This is a genomic window from uncultured Winogradskyella sp., from assembly GCF_947498345.1.
Taxonomy (GTDB): Bacteria; Bacteroidota; Bacteroidia; order Flavobacteriales; family Flavobacteriaceae; genus Winogradskyella.
Window position 1 is genome coordinate 85,609 of sequence record NZ_CANMJY010000011.1, and the last position, 17,586, is coordinate 103,194.

The 17,586-nt window shown below is 32.8% G+C and carries 20 protein-coding genes; 12 read left to right on the top strand and 8 right to left on the bottom strand.

What is annotated here, in order from left to right; genetic code table 11:
* Position 1 precedes the first annotated feature (1 nt).
* Complete coding sequence (locus Q0912_RS14465) at positions 2 to 1,060, top strand: DUF5074 domain-containing protein (protein WP_299116347.1); 1,059 nt, start codon at positions 2 to 4, stop codon at positions 1,058 to 1,060.
* A 91-nt stretch (positions 1,061 to 1,151) separates the two neighbouring features.
* On the opposite strand, the gene Q0912_RS14470 is transcribed toward Q0912_RS14465, so the two are convergent.
* Complete coding sequence (locus tag Q0912_RS14470) at positions 1,152 to 2,588, bottom strand: S41 family peptidase (RefSeq protein WP_299116348.1); 1,437 nt, start codon at positions 2,586 to 2,588, stop codon at positions 1,152 to 1,154.
* A gap of 155 nt (positions 2,589 to 2,743) precedes the next feature.
* Between Q0912_RS14470 and Q0912_RS14475 the strand changes: the two genes are divergently transcribed.
* From Q0912_RS14475 to Q0912_RS14490, 4 genes are read left to right on the top strand one after another with little or no spacing between them, the layout of a single operon-like run.
* Entirely contained in the window at positions 2,744 to 3,253 is a 510-nt protein-coding gene (locus Q0912_RS14475) for an RNA polymerase sigma factor (RefSeq protein WP_299116350.1), read from the top strand.
* Positions 3,240 to 3,731 (top strand): hypothetical protein, encoded by a 492-nt coding sequence (locus Q0912_RS14480; RefSeq protein ID WP_299116352.1) that lies wholly within the window; start codon positions 3,240 to 3,242, stop codon positions 3,729 to 3,731. The genes Q0912_RS14475 and Q0912_RS14480 overlap by 14 nt, the downstream gene beginning before the upstream one ends.
* Before the next feature lie 25 nt (positions 3,732 to 3,756).
* Positions 3,757 to 4,323, top strand: a complete 567-nt coding sequence (locus tag Q0912_RS14485; protein WP_299116354.1) for a DUF4252 domain-containing protein — start codon at positions 3,757 to 3,759, stop codon at positions 4,321 to 4,323.
* Between the two features lie 6 nt (positions 4,324 to 4,329).
* The gene (locus Q0912_RS14490) at positions 4,330 to 4,872 is read left to right on the top strand and encodes a DUF4252 domain-containing protein (RefSeq protein ID WP_299116357.1); all 543 of its coding nucleotides are present in this window, start codon (positions 4,330 to 4,332) and stop codon (positions 4,870 to 4,872) included.
* A 45-nt stretch (positions 4,873 to 4,917) separates the two neighbouring features.
* Here Q0912_RS14490 and Q0912_RS14495 read toward each other — a convergent pair whose 3' ends face one another.
* The 3 genes from Q0912_RS14495 to Q0912_RS14505 form a co-directional block, all read right to left on the bottom strand.
* Complete coding sequence (locus Q0912_RS14495; protein ID WP_299116359.1) at positions 4,918 to 5,124, bottom strand: hypothetical protein; 207 nt, start codon at positions 5,122 to 5,124, stop codon at positions 4,918 to 4,920.
* Between the two features lie 12 nt (positions 5,125 to 5,136).
* On the bottom strand, positions 5,137 to 6,480 hold the full coding sequence (gene purB, locus Q0912_RS14500) for an adenylosuccinate lyase (protein ID WP_299116361.1): 1,344 nt from the start codon (positions 6,478 to 6,480) through the stop codon (positions 5,137 to 5,139).
* A 104-nt stretch (positions 6,481 to 6,584) separates the two neighbouring features.
* Positions 6,585 to 7,148, bottom strand: coding sequence for an adenylosuccinate lyase (locus Q0912_RS14505; protein WP_299116363.1), 564 nt, complete (start codon positions 7,146 to 7,148; stop codon positions 6,585 to 6,587).
* Positions 7,149 to 7,187: 39 nt separating this feature from the next.
* On the opposite strand from Q0912_RS14505, the gene Q0912_RS14510 reads away from it, so the two are divergent.
* The 5 genes from Q0912_RS14510 (at position 7,188) to Q0912_RS14530 (ending at position 10,311) form a co-directional block, all read left to right on the top strand.
* Entirely contained in the window at positions 7,188 to 7,661 is a 474-nt protein-coding gene (locus tag Q0912_RS14510) for a heme-binding domain-containing protein (protein WP_299116365.1), read from the top strand.
* Positions 7,662 to 7,697: 36 nt separating this feature from the next.
* Positions 7,698 to 8,933, top strand: coding sequence for a glycosyltransferase (locus Q0912_RS14515; protein WP_299116367.1), 1,236 nt, complete (start codon positions 7,698 to 7,700; stop codon positions 8,931 to 8,933).
* A 117-nt stretch (positions 8,934 to 9,050) separates the two neighbouring features.
* Positions 9,051 to 9,500 carry a hypothetical protein gene (locus Q0912_RS14520; protein ID WP_299116369.1) on the top strand — a complete coding sequence of 150 codons (450 nt, stop codon included), beginning with the start codon at positions 9,051 to 9,053 and terminating at the stop codon, positions 9,498 to 9,500.
* Positions 9,500 to 9,700, top strand: coding sequence for a helix-turn-helix transcriptional regulator (locus Q0912_RS14525; protein ID WP_299116371.1), 201 nt, complete (start codon positions 9,500 to 9,502; stop codon positions 9,698 to 9,700). The genes Q0912_RS14520 and Q0912_RS14525 overlap by 1 nt, the downstream gene beginning before the upstream one ends.
* Before the next feature lie 95 nt (positions 9,701 to 9,795).
* Positions 9,796 to 10,311, top strand: coding sequence for a hypothetical protein (locus tag Q0912_RS14530; protein ID WP_299116373.1), 516 nt, complete (start codon positions 9,796 to 9,798; stop codon positions 10,309 to 10,311).
* A 6-nt stretch (positions 10,312 to 10,317) separates the two neighbouring features.
* Here Q0912_RS14530 and Q0912_RS14535 read toward each other — a convergent pair whose 3' ends face one another.
* On the bottom strand, positions 10,318 to 10,995 hold the full coding sequence (locus tag Q0912_RS14535; protein ID WP_299116375.1) for an NAD-dependent deacylase: 678 nt from the start codon (positions 10,993 to 10,995) through the stop codon (positions 10,318 to 10,320).
* Positions 10,996 to 11,131: 136 nt separating this feature from the next.
* Between Q0912_RS14535 and Q0912_RS14540 the strand changes: the two genes are divergently transcribed.
* A complete protein-coding gene (locus Q0912_RS14540) occupies positions 11,132 to 13,090 on the top strand; it encodes a M1 family metallopeptidase (RefSeq protein WP_299116377.1) in 1,959 nt (652 codons plus the stop codon).
* Positions 13,090 to 13,974, top strand: a complete 885-nt coding sequence (locus Q0912_RS14545) for a patatin-like phospholipase family protein (RefSeq protein WP_299116379.1) — start codon at positions 13,090 to 13,092, stop codon at positions 13,972 to 13,974. The genes Q0912_RS14540 and Q0912_RS14545 overlap by 1 nt, the downstream gene beginning before the upstream one ends.
* 68 nt (positions 13,975 to 14,042) lie before the next feature.
* Here Q0912_RS14545 and Q0912_RS14550 read toward each other — a convergent pair whose 3' ends face one another.
* The 3 genes from Q0912_RS14550 to Q0912_RS14560 are packed head-to-tail and all read right to left on the bottom strand — an operon-like array spanning position 14,043 to position 17,408.
* The gene (locus Q0912_RS14550) at positions 14,043 to 14,561 is read right to left on the bottom strand and encodes a hypothetical protein (RefSeq protein WP_299116381.1); all 519 of its coding nucleotides are present in this window, start codon (positions 14,559 to 14,561) and stop codon (positions 14,043 to 14,045) included.
* A 4-nt stretch (positions 14,562 to 14,565) separates the two neighbouring features.
* Positions 14,566 to 16,128: an FMN-binding glutamate synthase family protein gene (locus tag Q0912_RS14555; protein WP_299116383.1), complete on the bottom strand. Its 1,563-nt coding sequence runs from the start codon at positions 16,126 to 16,128 to the stop codon at positions 14,566 to 14,568.
* A gap of 5 nt (positions 16,129 to 16,133) precedes the next feature.
* Positions 16,134 to 17,408, bottom strand: a complete 1,275-nt coding sequence (locus Q0912_RS14560) for an amidohydrolase (RefSeq protein ID WP_299116385.1) — start codon at positions 17,406 to 17,408, stop codon at positions 16,134 to 16,136.
* Positions 17,409 to 17,586: the final 178 nt, after the last annotated feature.

Genomic DNA, 17,586 nt, shown 5'->3' on the forward strand with positions numbered 1-17,586 from the left:
TATGAATACAAAAAAAATTGCTCTACTTCTTTTAACCGTTGGATTGTTTTTTAACTCATGTAGTGATGATGATTCGTCGCCAAATGTTCCTCTTGGGGATTATGAGGATGGACTCTTGATTTCTCATGAAGGTAACTTTGGACAGGGAAATGCTTCAGTTTCTTATGTGAGTTATGATTTAACGACAGTAGAGAATAATATATACAATTCAGTTAATTCTACTCCATTAGGTGATACAGCACAAAGTATAGCGTTTAATGGGGATTTGGCTTACATTGTTCTTAATGTATCTAATTCTATTGAGATTGTTAACAGGTATACTTTTGAATCTATTGCTACGATAGATTCAGGGTTAAATAATCCAAGATACATAGCTTTTGCTAATGGTAAAGGGTACGTTACAAATTGGGGTGATGGTACTGTAGCTACAGACGATTACTTAGCAATAATTGATTTAACAAGTAATACTCTAAATGCGCAAAGTATTTCTGTAGGTGAAGGTCCAGAAGAAATTATTGCTAATGGAGATACCATATATGTAGCTCATAAAGGTGGGTTTGGTCAGAATAATATAATTTCGGTAGTTGATACAAATTCAGATAATGTATCTACTACAATTACAGTTGGTGATGTTCCTAATTCAATGTTACTTGATAATACTGGGAATTTATGGGTTTTATGTGGAGGAAAACCATCTTGGACTGGAGATGAAACAGCAGGTCAATTATCTAAAATTAATACTGTAAATAATAGCGTAACTGCAATTGATTTTGGGATAACTGAGCACCCAAGTTTTTTAGCTTTAGATAATGGTGTCTTATATTATTATATGGCTGGAGAAGTTTATAAAATGAATAGCACTTCAACAACTTTGCCTACTACTTCTGAGATTACTGGGCTAAATTTTTATGATATGTCAGTTAATAATTCTGTACTATATGGCGTTGATGCCGGTGATTTTACAAGTAATGGTTCTTTATTTGCTTATGACCTTACGACTAATGCTATAATAAATTCGGTTACGATTAATATCATTCCGGGGGAAGTCTACTTTAACTAAGCCTATATAAAAATTAATAGCCACTCAAAACGAGTGGCTATTAATTTTTTACATTAAGCTGCAATAGTAGAAACAGTTACTAGGTCATAGATCAATCTATATACATATTTTGGTCTAGTGAATTAATATGAAATTCCATTTTAACGAATCTAAGATTAGAAGTTGTATCGTAAAACATTCTGCCTGTTCCCATTATGTCAGCAATAGCTGCAGCTAAAAGAGGTTCATTAATATCACCAAGAGTCCCAAGGTTATATAATGTTTCAGAAAGTGGAATATTTGGATTTAAACCTGTAGGTGGTACCAATTCATCATTGACATTAGTAGAATTTGCTACGAGTGGTTGCATGGCATAGGTATGGTTTGGATTCACATTTTCAAGGGTTAAACTTGGCGAATCGTATATGGTTATTGAAGCCTGTGTTTTTCCGACGGTGTTTTCTCCAATAACTACAACATCAATAGGATAGGCATTTAAACTATTAATTACCAATTCACTTGCAGATGCAGTTCTTAAGTTGGTAGTAAGCACATAAACTCTAGATAGATTAAGACTATTAATAGTGCCACCACCAGCTATAGAAGTTGTAAAAAGAAAGTCTTCGTTATTATCTTGTAAATTTTCATTGTAAAATAATTTAGAATATACTTGTCCAGTATATTGTCCAGTAATCATACTACCTAGATAAGCTGCAGTTTGTACAGAACCTCCGCCATTATATCTTAAATCTAGGACTAACTCACTAACTCCATCAGCTTGAAAATCTCCAAAAACATTATTTAGGGTATTATTAAAGCTAGCATTAAATTGATTATACATTAAATAGCCAACTTTAGTATTGTCTTCTAATGTAATTGTTTGTGCAATATGTACGGGGTTTTCAGTGTATTGTTCTCTGGTAAGTGTTGCACTATTTCCATTTAAATTAATAATGTCATCATCAATTTCTGGAGTACCATTATCATCATAGTCTGCAAAATTTAAAGTATAAGAATCTTGGGAGAGCAGAGCAGCTGCGTTATTTACATTTAGGTTTATTCCATCTACCGCTCTAAAGATTTGTCCACGCTGTAAACCAAGATCACTGGCAACGCTATTATTTAATACCAGTGTAATTGCACAATAAAGTTCATTACTTCCTTCAGATACCCTTTCAAAATTAAACTCAATACCATTGCTTAAACTAACTCCTTGTTGCTGATTTTGTAAATCAAAATAATTATCTACTATGCGGCTAAACCGATCTACGGACTCTGGTAGATATTTTAAGGATTCAAATAAGGTTTCTGGAGAAGTAAAGCTATTAAGATATTGACTATACTCTTCATTTGAATTAAACCTGTCGTTAGCTAAATCAGGAATTTCAGATTTATAAAGGTAAACAGCATTCATACCCTTCCAAACAAAATCTTTTACCTCAGTGCTAGAAAAGCTTACATTATCATCTAAATCTTCAAAGCAACTTGTAGTTGATGATAACACTACAAAAGCGATTAATAATGTTTTAATCTTTTTCAAATTTTTCATCTTTCTCTTTTTATAACAATCTTTTACTTATGTCTGTAAAACCCTAAATTTACTTACATTATTATAAATAAAAAAACTTTGTAACAAAATGTAATGTGTGTCGTCGTAGTTATGAAAGCAAGTAAAAAAGCGTTCGACCACCAATCAAATTAGTAATGAAGCAGGCAGATTTTGTAAGCTTAGTGATGCCATTTAAGGATAAAGTATTTCGTTTAGCAAAACGATTACTGGTTTCTCGTGAAGAAGCTGAAGATGCTACGCAAGAGATACTGTTAAAATTATGGAGAAATAAAGAAAAAATAAGTGAGTATAAAAATGTAGAAGCTTTCTCAATGACTATGACAAAGAATTTTTGTTTAGATAGATTAAAATCTAAGCAGGCACAAAATTTAAAAATTGTTCACAGTAATTATACTGATAACAATACGTCATTGCAAAAACAGGTTGAAACCAGAGATAGTTTAGATTGGGTATCTAAGATTATGGAAGATTTACCCGAACAACAAAAAATAATAATACAACTAAGAGATATAGAACAATACGACTTTGCTGAAATTGCTAAAATGTTGGATATGAATGAGACAGCAATCCGTGTTAACTTATCGAGAGCAAGAAAAGCAATAAGAGAAAAATTAACTAATACACATCGCTATGGTATTAAATAATATAGAAAAGTTACTGGAAAAGTATAACAATGCTGAGACTACATTGCAAGAAGAAGCGCAATTGCGAACCTATTTTGCAAGTGAAGATGTAGCACCGCATTTAGAACATTACAAGCCAATGTTCTTATATTTTTCGAAATCGCAACAAGAGCAGTACACAAAAGACGTTCCTTTAAAACCTAAGAACACAAAATTGTATCAATGGATTTCTGTCGCAGCTGTAGCTGTTCTTATGCTTGGAATATTTATTCCTAATTGGAATAGTGGTCCAAAAACTTTAGCTGATTACCCTCCAGAAGATCAAGAAATGTATTTAGAAGCAAAAGCAGCTTTAGCTATGCTTTCTGATAAGTTCAACGATGGAACTTCTAGTATTAATGCTTTGGGTTTGGCTTCTGAAAACTTCAATGTTGGTTTGGAAAAAGTCAGCCACGTTGCAGAATTTAGTAAAACAACAAACAAATTATTAAAGAATTAAAAACAAAAATTAAAAACAAGGAATTATGAAAAAAGTAATTTTAATCGTCGCAGTAATGCTAATGTCATTTACATCATTTAGTCAAAGTGTATTTGATAGGTTTGAAGATTTAGAAGGAGTAACTTCAGTTATTTTAAACCAAAAAATGTTTAAGATGTTAGCTACTATAGGTGTAGATATTGATGATCCTGAAATGAAAGAATATGTACAGATGGCTAAGAGTATTACAGGTTTTAAAGTGTTTACTACCGATGATAAAGGGATATCAACAGATATGAAAGCTACGGTAACTAAGTATTTAAAATCGTCTGATCTTGAAGAACTAATGCGTATTAAGGATGGTGATCAAACAGTTAAATTCTATGTTAAAGAAGGCAAGGACGAAAACCATGTTAAAGAGCTTTTAATGTTTATTACCGGGCTTAAACAAATGACTGGAGGAGAAGTTAAAATTAATGGCGAAAAACGTGAGTTTGAAACCGTTATTATGACATTAACTGGTGATATAGATTTAAGACAGGTTTCTAAAATTGCAAATCAAATTGATATGCCAGGTGGTGAGCAATTAAAAAAAGCAGGAAAGAAAAATTAAGAACTAATGATACAATCAATCAAAAAATTAACAGCAGTGTTGTTTTTGGTTGCAGCTTTTACGAGTTGCAACCAAGGACCAACATTACAAACTTATTATGTAGATAATCAGGAAAAAAGTGGTTTTGTGTCTGTAGATGCACCAACAAGCTTATTGAATGTTGAAGATATTGAAATGACCGAAGAACAACGAGAAGCTTATGAGTCTGTTGATAAACTTAACGTGCTTGCTTTTAGATTGTCTCAAGATAATTATGAAGAATACGAGGTAGAATTACAGAAGGTAAAAGTTATCTTAAAAGATACTAAGTATGAAGAGTTAATTAGAGGGTCCACAAAAGAAGGAAAGTTTGTCGTGAAATTCTTAGGCGAATCAGAAACAAGTATAGATGAGCTTATCGTGTTTGGAAATTCAAACGATAAAGGTTTTGCTATCGTGAGAGTATTAGGTGATAATATGAATGCCGCAAAACTTATGAAGTTGTCTGATGTTATAGAAAATGCAAATGTAGATGAAGGTCAACTGGGTCTTTTAAAAGACTTTTTTTAAATAAACTGACAATTATTTAAAATGTTAATGTAAATCGTTCTGGAGTTAATCTTCAGGGCGATTTTTTTTGTTGTCGTTTTTTAAAGCATAGCTTATAGCTATAAGTAGTAAAACACCAAAACAGGTAAACAACAAGGCTTTTACTATAAAGTAATCTAGTATTTCAAATAAGCCAGCAACAAAAAAACCAATGGTGATCACACCTACAAAGCTTAATGTTATTGAGTTTTTACCTAAAGGGAAGATTTTCATTAGATTTTAAGTTTAAATGCCTGTGTAATTACTTGGCGAGATTGCTTTCAATTCAGACTTAATAGTGTCAGAAACCTCTAATGTATCAATAAAATTTGAAATAGACATTTCTGTAATCGCTTCATTTGTACGTGTTAATCCTTTCAGTGCCTCATAAGGGTTAGGATAACCTTCTCGTCTTAGAATAGTTTGTATGGCTTCTGCAACAACAGCCCAATTGTTTTCTAAGTCTTGCTTAAATTTGGCTTCATTTAATAATAATTTACCTAAACCTTTTAATGTAGATTTAAAACCAATAAGGGTATGACCAAATGGCACACCAACATTTCTTAAAACAGTACTATCTGTTAAATCACGTTGTAATCTTGAAACAGGTAATTTGGCCGATAAATGTTCAAAAATAGCATTAGCAATTCCTAAATTCCCTTCACTGTTTTCAAAATCGATAGGATTTACTTTATGCGGCATAGCAGAGCTACCAACTTCTCCCTTTTTTATTTTTTGTTTAAAGTAGTCCATAGAAACGTAGGTCCAAACATCTCTATTTAAATCTATAATAATGGTATTAATGCGCTTTAAGGCATCAAACAAAGCAGCCATGTGGTCATAATGCTCAATTTGTGTGGTTGGAAAAGAGTGTTGTAAACCAAGCTTTTCTTGTACAAATTTGGTTCCAAAGGCCTTCCAGTTTATATTAGGGTAAGCCACTTTATGAGCATTAAAGTTTCCTGTAGCGCCACCAAATTTTGCAGCACCTGGTATGTCGTTTAATAAGTTAAACTGTTCTTTTAAACGAACAGTAAACACATCGATTTCTTTACCAAGTCTTGTAGGAGATGCAGGTTGACCATGTGTTCTTGCGAGCATTGGTATTGATTCCCATTCTTTTGCTAAGCCTTCAATTTTCTCTAATAAGCTAAAGTATTCGGGCACATAGACATCGTTCATAGCTTCTTTAATACTCAAAGGAATCGCCGTATTGTTAATATCTTGTGATGTTAATCCGAAATGAATAAATTCTTTGTAATCCGACAGACTTAGAGCATCAAACTTTTCTTTGATAAAATATTCTACAGCTTTAACATCGTGATTAGTAACCTTTTCGATGTCTTTAATTGCTGCAGCATCTATTGGAGTAAAATTCTTATAGATGGTTCTTAAATCTTTAAATACAGCACTAGAAATAGATTTTAATTGCGGAAGTGGCAATTCGCATAGTGCAATAAAGTATTCAATTTCTACCAAAACACGATATTTAATCAATGCTTCCTCAGAAAAATAGTTACCTAAAGTTGAGACTTTAGATCTGTATCGACCATCTATTGGTGAAATTGCGCTAAGCTGTGTAAGTGCCATTTGCTGTAAAATTTTGAAGCATCAAAGATAATGAAGTTAGTTAAGAGTTGTGAGCTATAAGTCAAGAGTTTTTTGCTTAGTTATTAACTTTAAACTTATGATAATTATTGACGGATTTTTTTCAAAATATGCCGAGCTCTGGCTTTAAACCCAGAACTTTGCATTGAGAAATCGCGCTCTAAGATCATTGCTAACTCAGGATGTATCCAATCGTATTCATTACCTAATAAGTAGAGCGCATTCATAGAGTAGGCCTTAGGTGCTATTTTTTCGTCGTTTATCATCCAGTCAAAGCAAGCTTCAATAATTTTTTCTTTATGAACCTCTTTAAGATGATGTTTTATTTTATGATCTGCTTTAGAGTAATAAGCTTTTATCAAATATTCACAGACTTTTGCAACTGGTCGTACAGCAGAGTCTAAATGTACTTTAGAAATATTTTTGGTAAACTTGTCGAGATTAGGTATAATTTCCTCAAGTTTTTCACCGCACATAAATTCAAAAACCCAAGCTGCTCTACACGAAATTTTATCATCTACATCAAATAATATTTCTAATAACGGAGTTACTAACTCAGGATTATCAATAATCAGATTGGCATAATGCAATCGTTTTTCGCGAGAGTGATTAACATAATTTAATTCGTTGTAAAGTTCTGCCTTTGTCAATAGAAAATTCTTAATTTAGAGCCTTAAAATTAATCAAAAATGAAGATTCTAAAAAAACTCGCACTGCTACTTTTAGTGGTTTTTATAATTATGCAATTTTTTGGACCAAATAAGAATGATGGTAACATTGTTTCGGTCAATGCATTTTTTGTGGATACCAATCCACCAGAAGACGTAAAAGTGGTTTTAAAAAATGCTTGCTTAGACTGCCATAGCGATCATACACGTTACCCTTGGTATAATGCTATTACACCTGTTAACTATTGGTTAGATAGTCACATTGACCATGGTAAAGGACATTTTAATGCATCTAAATGGGAGGACTACTCAGATAAGAAAAAAGACCATAAGCTTGAAGAGTTGATTGAAATGGTTGAAGCTAAATCCATGCCATTGGCCAGCTATACTTGGACACATGGTGATGCCAAGTTATCACAAGAACAAATTGATGCAATGGTATCCTGGGCTAAAGTAGCACGTATAAAATATTCATTTTTAAAAGAACCACAATAATTCGTTTACAATGCAGTGAACAATTAGTAGTAGGTTATGGGTTTGAAAAAAATATTAATCATAGGACTGGTTTGGCCAGAACCTAAAAGTTCTGCTGCTGGTAGCCGAATGTTACAACTGGTTCAGCAATTTCTGAATCAAGATTGTGAAATTACGTTTGTTTGCGCTGCAAAAGTTTCAAATAATACTTACGATTTATCCCAATTGGGAGTAAATACACGTAATGTATTATTAAATAACAATTCATTTGATGACTTTGTTTTTACTTTAAAACCAGATGTGGTTATGTTCGATAGGTTTATGACCGAAGAGCAATATGGTTGGCGCGTCGCTGAACAATGTCCTAATGCTTTACGCATATTAGATACTGAAGATTTTCACGGCTTAAGAAAAGCCAGACAATTAGCATTAAAAGAAAATACTGAGGTTTCAATTAAACATTTGCATAACGATACTACAAAGCGCGAAATAGCCAGTATCTATCGTTGCGATTTAAGTTTAATGATTTCTGAAGTCGAAATAGAATTATTAACAAAGTCATTTAAAATTGATGCAAGCTTACTCTATTATTTACCATTTTTACTAGAACCCGTTGAGGAAGAATCAATAGATAAGTTACCAACTTTTGAAGAAAGACAACATTTTGTAACCATCGGTAATTTTTTGCATCCACCAAATTACGATGCGGTTTTATATCTTAAACAAACGATTTGGCCATTGATTAGAAAACAATTACCAAAAGTTGAATTGCATAGTTATGGAGCTTACGAATCTCAAAAAGTAACACAGTTACATAACAAAAAGGAAGGCTTCTTAATTAAAGGTTTTGCAAAAAATGTCAATGAAGTAATGCAAAATGCAAAAGTATGTCTGGCTCCAATACGTTTTGGTGCGGGATTAAAAGGAAAACTAGTCGATGCTATGCAAAATGGTACTCCATGTCTAATGTCTGGTATTGCTGCTGAAGGGATGTTTGGTAATATAGATATACCAGGTTTTGTTGAAGACAATGCAGAAGCATTTGTCCAAAAAGCTACGAAGCTTTATTCTGATTCTGAAATTTGGAAAAACAAACAGCAAAATGGATTTAAAGTAATAGCACAACGATTTAATACATCTGATTTTGAAAGTGCATTTTTTAATAAGATTGAAGCACTAAAAGAAAATTTACAAAGACATCGCCAAAATAATTTTATAGGAAATTTATTATACTACCAAACACTACTGAGTACCAAGTATATGAGTAAATGGATAGAGGAAAAGAATCGGTAAATAGTTAATTATCCATTAAATAAAATCGTATATAATATTTGTGAAATTTAAAAATGTAAAGTATATTTGTCATATAGTAAAAATAATTTTACTTAATATAAAACATATTTGTCAATTATGAATACAGAAAGCTATATGCAAAAAGAGCAACGTGCTCTGCAAAAATTAATCAATTTTAGATTACCACATCGGTTTATGACCATTGGTATTATAATTTGTATAACAACAGTATTTTTAATGTTTCTTAGAGAAACCTTATTTGGTGAAGAGTCATTAATCATTAGAGATACACTGCAAAAATCTTTATTAATTGGTATGCTGATCATGTCCATAACCCGAAGTAGAGAGGAAGACGAAATGATTGTACAATTACGTATGCAATCTTATGCTTGGGCATTTATTACTGGTGTTTTATATGCTTTAATAATGCCATATGTAGAATTTGGAGTGTCTAGTGTTGTTAATGGAGATAATGAAACCTTTAAAAATTTAGGTGACTTTCAGGTTTTATTGTTTATGCTTATGGTGCAGTTGATGTGTTATCATGTTTTAAAACGCCATAGATAATGCAAAATACAATCAAAGTAGAACGTGCTATTCTTAGCCTAACACAAGATGACTTAGCTAAAAAAATAGGTGTTTCCCGACAGACGATAAACTCAATAGAGGCTAATAGATATGTGCCTTCTACTGTTTTAGCCTTAAAGCTTTCAGAGGTATTTAATAAACCTGTAAATGACTTTTTTAAATTGAGCCAAGATGATTAGTATAATCAATTTGATTTTTAAAATAGTATTGCATTTAATGATGACATTTTTTTAGGCCTTCGATATAATAGTGTATAACAAAAATCAACACTATTATGAAATCTAAAATTCAATCATTAATTCTTTTAGTTCTATGTCTCATTATTTCTGCCTGTTCGTCTGATGATGATGGTAACACCTCCTTAAGTCCAGAAGGTGAATGGCTCATTACTTCACTTTTAATAGAATCTTCGTTCGATTTTGATGAGGACGGAACGGCATCAAGAGATATGTTTCAGGAAACAAACTGTTATAATGGTAATAGTATCCAATTTTTTGATAACGGCGATGTTATTATTGATGTAGATTTAGCCTATATTTTTATTGATGATAACAATCAGCATGATGTAGAATGTCAGAACGGTTTTGGGTTGACCTCAACCTGGACTCAGAATGGTAATACCATTACTGTTGTCAATGACTTTAATGATGATAATCTGGTAGGTACTATTTCGGGCAATACGATTACACTTACTATTGAAGATGGTTTTGAAGTAGAATTTTATGATGCTGTAAATGATGATGTTATTATAATGGATGAAGACTTTACCATTATATTTACAAAAATGTAAATTACTTTAGCTTAAAATATCAAGCATATCTCTCATGCCTGCTGTAGCAGTTTTTGCAATGACTTTAATATTAGTATTGTTAACTACAGCAGGTTTAGGGTCAATATAATAAATAGTAGTATCTGGTTGCACATAATTGATTAAACCAGCTGCAGGATAAACTTGCATACTTGTACCAATTATAACAAGAATATCTGCAGCATAACAAACTTTTACCGCAATATCTATCATAGGGACATCTTCACCAAACCATACAATATGTGGTCTTAGTTGGTGTCCTTTTTCGCAGGTATCGCCTAAGTTAAGATCTTCTGTCCAATCTTTTATATTATTAGGATTTCCTGTACTTCTCACTTTTAATAATTCACCATGAAGATGTAATACATCACTACTACCAGCCCGCTCATGTAAATCATCTACATTTTGTGTAATTATGGTGACTTTATAATCTGTTTCCAGTTTTGCTAAATCTTTATGTGCCTGGTTAGATTCTACAGTTTTTAGCTGTCGCCTTCTTTGGTTGTAAAAATCTAAAACCAATTCAGGATTATTTCTAAAACCATCAGGCGAAGCAACTTGCATTACATCGTGGCCTTCCCAAAGTCCATCGTGGTCTCTAAACGTTTTTACTCCGCTTTCGGCACTAATACCAGCTCCGGTTAATACTACAACATGTTTTTTCATATACTAAAAATAATCAATTTTATGTCAGAAGAAAAAGAGAAAACTCAAGAATCTATTCTTAATTTTTGAGAAACTACACTTCGTTTGTAATAACATAAATTTGTACTTTGGCGTTATCCTTGCATAGTATTATAGTATGAATAAAATTTTTATCGCTTTATGTCTTATTTTGGTGAATGTGTCCTTTGCTCAGCAAACAGATTATGTGGATTTTGAAAGAATCAATGCTGCCATATCTTTTGAGCTTGACTCTTCAAGAGTTAATGGCATTATTATTATGGAATTTAAAATCTTAAAAGACGTGGATTCAATTTTTGTTGATGCAAAAAATATGACTTTTACTTTTGAACAAGGAGACCATGATAAGATAAAATTCAAAAATGATGGAGAAAAGTTGTGGCTATTAAGCCAATTTAAAGCGGGTGAAAGTTATGATGTTTCTTTTGAGTATTCAGTTAGACCTAAAAAAGCATTATACACTTTAAAGCGAAATGAGAATTGGCAAATTTGGACTCAAGGTCAAGGTAAGTATACCAGCAATTGGTTACCAAGCATAGATGATGTCAACGATAAAATTGAATTCGATTTAAAATTTCTTGCCCCAAGCACTTATGAGTTAATTTCTAATGGCGAATTAAAGTCTCAAGCAGAGACTAATAGTAATATTCTATGGGAATATGATATGAAAACTCCGATGTCTAGCTATTTAGTTGCAGTAGTACTAGGTAAATACAAAAAGCAAACAGAAACCTCTAAAAGTGGTATTCCTTTAGAATATTATTATTACCCTGAAGATTCACTAAAAGTTGTACCTACCTATCGTTACAGTAAACAAATGTTCGATTTTTTAGAAGAAGAAATTGGCTTTGATTATCCATGGCAAAACTATAAGCAAGTACCCGTTCACGATTTTTTGTATGCTGGGATGGAAAATACGAGCTGCACAATTTTTTCAGATGCTTTTGTAGTGGATTCTATTGGTTTTAATGATAAAAACTATGTTAATGTCAATGCTCATGAGTTAGCACATCAATGGTTTGGTAATTTAGTAACGGCAAAATCTGGTGACCACCATTGGCTACAAGAAGGTTTTGCAACCTATTATGCGTTATTGGCAGAACGCGATATATTTGATGATAATCATTATTTTTTCAAACTTTATGAATCCGCTGTTGATTTAGGGAGGCAGGATATAGCTGGTCAAGGAACATCGCTTTTAAACCCAAAGTCCAGTAGTTTAACATTTTACCAACGTGGAGCTTGGGTTTTACATGCACTAAGAAGTAAAGTTGGTGATGTTATATTTAGAGAAGCTGTAAAGAATTACTTGAATAGATATCAATTTGATACAGTTGAAACATCATATTTTATAAAAGAAGTTGAACGTTTATATGGTAGGTCTTTAACTGGATTTGTAAATGTTTGGATAAAGCAAAAAGTGTTTCCTGTTGATGCAGCGTTTAACCTACTTAAAAATCAATCGACTTATATCAATGAATATCTTATGGTAGATTGCCAGACAAAATCATCTAAATGTGCAGAATATCTTAAGTATTATGTATCTGATGAGGCAAAGGTGAAAATTATTTCTCAAGCTCCAGATTTAGTAACTAAGGATACATTTAAGCATGGGCTAAAAGTGAGACAAGCCATATCGCAATATGTTACTAAAATTCCTGAAGATTTAAAAGAAGAATACGAATCATTACTTAATGATAAATCTTATATAACCATTGAAAATACACTCTATAATCTTTGGTCAAACTTTCCTGAAGAACGCGCCAAGTACTTGTCAGAGACCAGAAATGTAGTAGGTTTTAGAGATAAAAATGTGCGCTTATTATGGATTGTTCTAAATCTTAGCACACCATTTTATCAAGCTGATAATAAACAAGGTTTATTTGAAGAATTGGTTAATTATACAGATGAAGCCTACAATGCAGATTTGAGAATTAATGCATTTCAATATCTGGATCTTATAAAATCTTGTAATGAGAAATGTATATCGAATCTCGAGAATGCTAAATCTCATCACAATTGGAGGTTGGTTAAATTTGCAAAGCAATTTTCAGAGAAACTACAAAACAAAGAGTAATGAGAGCATTAGTAATATCTGGAGGCGGAAGTAAAGGCGCTTTTGCTGGTGGTGTAGCACAATACCTTATGGAGTGCGAAAATAGGAATTACGATATGTTTTTAGGGACTTCTACAGGAAGTCTTTTGGTACTACATTTAGCGGTTAATAATATTCCCAAGTTATATAATATTTTTACTAATGTACAGCAGCAAGATATCTTTAGTGTCAGCCCTTTTGTACAGCGAAAAAAAGGGGATAGGGAATATGTGTCTATAGATTTTGTGAACTCTTTGTGGCAGTTTATTAGAATGAAACGCACCTTTGGTGAAAGCAAAGCCTTAAGACGAAATATAAGAGAAAACTTTACACGTTTAGAATACGAAAAAATTAAGCAAACAAAACACGATGTTGTTGTTACGGTTTCTAATTTGTCTATGAATAGGGTAGAGTATAAGTCTATAAATAATTGTACTTACGAAGAGTTTTGTAATTGGATATGGATTTCGTGCAATTATATTCCTTTTATGTCATTAGCTAAAGTAGACGGTTATGAATATGCAGATGGAGGTTTGGGTTGTGTAATTCCGATTAGAGAAGCCATTCTTCGTGGTGCTACAGAAGTTGATGCTGTAGTTTTGGAGGCTGAAAATCTCGGTAAACAACGTGTGTTAGGTAAAAACCCATTTTCTTTAATGATGAATTTGTTTGGACACTTGCTCGATCAGGTAGAACGAAATGATATAGTTATTGGAAAATTAGCTGCTAAGAACAAGAATGTAAAACTCAATTTATACTACACGCCTACAAGTCTCACTGAAAATTCATTGATTTTTAGTAAACGTTTAATGGAAAAATGGTGGAAGCAAGGCTATACTTATGCTAAGCAAAAGCATTCGGGTTAATTAAAGACTTTCGTTGAAGTTAGATTATAGCTTAAACATTATGTTTTAAAATTTTACCCAACTCTTAACTACCACAATTCCCCGACTTCATCTTTTATAAAAGAAAGTGCTGCATTACTTGGTGCAGGTTTGTCGATAAGCTCAGTTAAAATGACTTCGCGTAATTTATTTGCTGTATCAGTTTTGTCGTTCATATTAGCTTTTCTAATGAGCTGTATAGTGGCATTTTTTGCAGCCATAATAATACTCCAACATTGGTCACTAACATAGATTTGCTGTGATAAATTATGTTCAAATTCTTGTTCAATTGTTGCTACAAGTAAATTTTCGTAATCCTCTTTATTAGAGGATGTTGGGCTAATTCTTGTTAATAATTTTGAAGGAGCAATGCGTTCCAAAAAAAGAGACATGCGTTCATAAGCTTGTAGCCTTATTGGAAATGCTTCTTTTTGTAAATCTTTAGTGATTAAAAAGTTACGACGGTTGTTTTCATTTTCTACATGTTCTTTAAAAAACATATAAGCAATTGCTCCTGTGACTAAAGCAGGAATAGTGTACATTAAAAGATTGATGAGTTGTTGTTCCATAAAATTAATTGTTCTTTTTTCCGCCAAGATAAACACATTCTTTTAAATGTTGCATACTTTTAAATTGAACAGATGTTTTTTCATACCTAAAAGTTTGGTCAAAATTCTTAGTTAGATTGTGATCATCAACATTCATTTCAATATCATTCATGGTAAATTGGCATGGATGTTCGTAACCAGAGGCATGTGTAATTTCTATCAATTCTTTCCTAAAGGTTTTAAAGTATTGTGCTAAGCGTTCAGATTTTAAAGGGACATTTATACCATTCTGTAGCCATTTACTTTGTGTAGCTACACCAGCAGGGCAACGATTAGTATGACAGATTTGTGCCTGAATACAACCTATGCTCATCATGGCTTCACGTGCTACATTAATACAATCTACTCCCATAGCAAATGCCATAGCCGCTTTAGCCGGAAAACCAAGCTTTCCACTACCAATAAACACAATACGATTAGTTAAGTTACGTTTTTGAAACAATTTATAAACATCACTAAACCCGTAGATCCAAGGTAAGGATACATGATCTGCAAAGCTAGGCGGAGCTGCACCAGTACCGCCTTCACCACCATCTACAGTTATAAAGTCTGGGCCTCTATTCTCTTTTTCCATAATTTCGGCGAGCTCTTCCCACTGGTCAAGTTTTCCAATAGCTGCTTTAATACCTACAGGTAATCCTGTGGCTTCAGCAATGGACTCTACAAAATCAACCAATTCTGGTACATTAGAGAAAGCTTTATGATTTGGAGGTGATAATACTGTTTTACCGACTTCAACTCCTCTAATATCAGCTATTTCTTTGGTGATCTTTTTCCCAGGAAGTACACCACCTTTACCTGGTTTGGCTCCTTGTGATAATTTTACTTCAATCGCTCTTATAAAAGGATTTTCTTCAACAAGTTTTACCATTTTATCCATAGAAAATCCACCATCTTCAGCTCTAACTCCAAAATAACCTGTCCCAAAATGAAAAACGACATCTCCACCATTACTATGATAAGGTGATAATCCCCCTTCGCCTGTATTATGATAGGCATCTGCTATTTTTACGCCTTTATTTAAAGATTCTATAGCTTTAGCTGATAAAGACCCAAAACTCATTGCAGATACATTGATGATAGAAGCAGGTCTGAACGGTCGCTTTCTTTTATTGTATTCTCCCATTACCTTAGCACAAGGCACAAAAGTTTTGTCAATTGCGCTTGGGTGATTCGTTTCAACCTTATAGGGCATCATGGCATTATTTATAAAAATATGTTGATGCGCAAATATATCTCTGTCCGTTCCAAAGCCTTCATAGTTATTTTCCTTTTTTGCAGAGGCATAGATCCATCCGCGTTCAATACGATTAAAAGGTAGTTCCTCTCTATTATTTGCAACAAAGTATTGACGCATTTCAGGTCCTATACTTTCTAGTAGATAGCGTAAATGACCTATAACAGGAAAATTATGACTAATAGTATGCTTATTTTGAAAGAAAATATCTCTCATAGCTACAATTGCAATTACTATAATAATCCACAGCCACCATGGCATACTACTCAAAACGTTTAATACCGAATCCATATCAATTAATTATTTAAATAATCTAATGTTAATTGTGTAAAAGCTCTAACTCCAAGTAACATACCATTTTCATCGATCATAAAGTCTGGAGTGTGGTGTGGAAATGCTCCTTTAGACTTTTCGCTTGGAGTCATACCACCTATAAAGAAATAAATACCAGGAACCACTTCTTGAAAATAAGAGAAATCCTCACCGCCAGTTGTGGCTTTCATAAGTTTCACATTGTCTCTCCCAGCTACGCTTTGAAGTGATGGTAGCATTTGATCTGTTAATTCTGGGTCGTTATATGTAATAGATGTTTGATTTCTAAATGATATTGTAGCTTCACCACCATAAGCTTTGGCGATAGTCTCAGTCATTTCTTTCATACGTCGTTCTATCATGATACGCATGTCTGGATCTAAGGTTCTTACTGTACCAATTAACTCTGCTGATTCAGGAATGATATTAAATCGTGTTCCGGCGGTAATCTTGCCAACTGTTATTACAGCAGCTTCTTCAGTGAGTTTTGCTTCTCGGCTAATTATGGTTTGAAGTCCATCTATAATTTTTGCGGAAATCATTATCGGATCTACACCAGACCAAGGTTGAGAACCATGGGTTTGCTTCCCTTTAACATTAATTACAAAACGCTCTACGGAAGCCATTATACCTCCTTTTTTATATTTTATGGTACCTACAGGAGTACCAGCATTAATATGTAAACCAAAAATGACATCTACTTTAGGATTTTCTAAAACACCATCTTTAATCATTAATTTAGCTCCTCCTTCTTCGCCAGGTGGTGGTCCTTCTTCCGCAGGTTGAAAGATGAATTTTACCGTACCTTTTATTTTATTTTTGTGTTTTGATAAAACTTCGGCTGTTGCCATTAAAATAGCTATGTGCGTATCATGTCCACAGGCGTGCATTACTCCAGTATCTGTTCCTAAAAAAGTAGTTCTTACTTCAGATTTAAAAGGTAAATCATTACGTTCAGTGACGGGAAGAGCATCAATATCTGCTCTAAGCGCTACGACTTTACCTGGATGATCACCTTTTAAGATACCAACAACACCTGTAATTGCGATTCCTGTCTCGACTTCTAATCCTAGTGATTTCAAATGTTCTGCAATTTTTTCTGCAGTTTTAAACTCTTGGTTTGATAACTCTGGGTTTTGATGAAAATGTCTTCGCCATTTTATCAGTTTGTCTTCAATGTTAATAATATCTTGTTCAATTGTATTTTGTGCATATGAGAATGATGAAATGAGAAAAAGGAATGGCAGAATTAATTTCATAAGAATGATTTTTTGCTAAGATATTGAAAATTGAAGTAGGCTAGTTCAGTATTCAAAATTTCATAAAGTATAAAATTAATGAGCTTATAATTAAAGGAAGTATAGATGATAATTTCCAAAAAAGAGCTAATTTCTTTTTGAAACATATAAATAAAAGCGCTAGTGAAGCTAACATAGG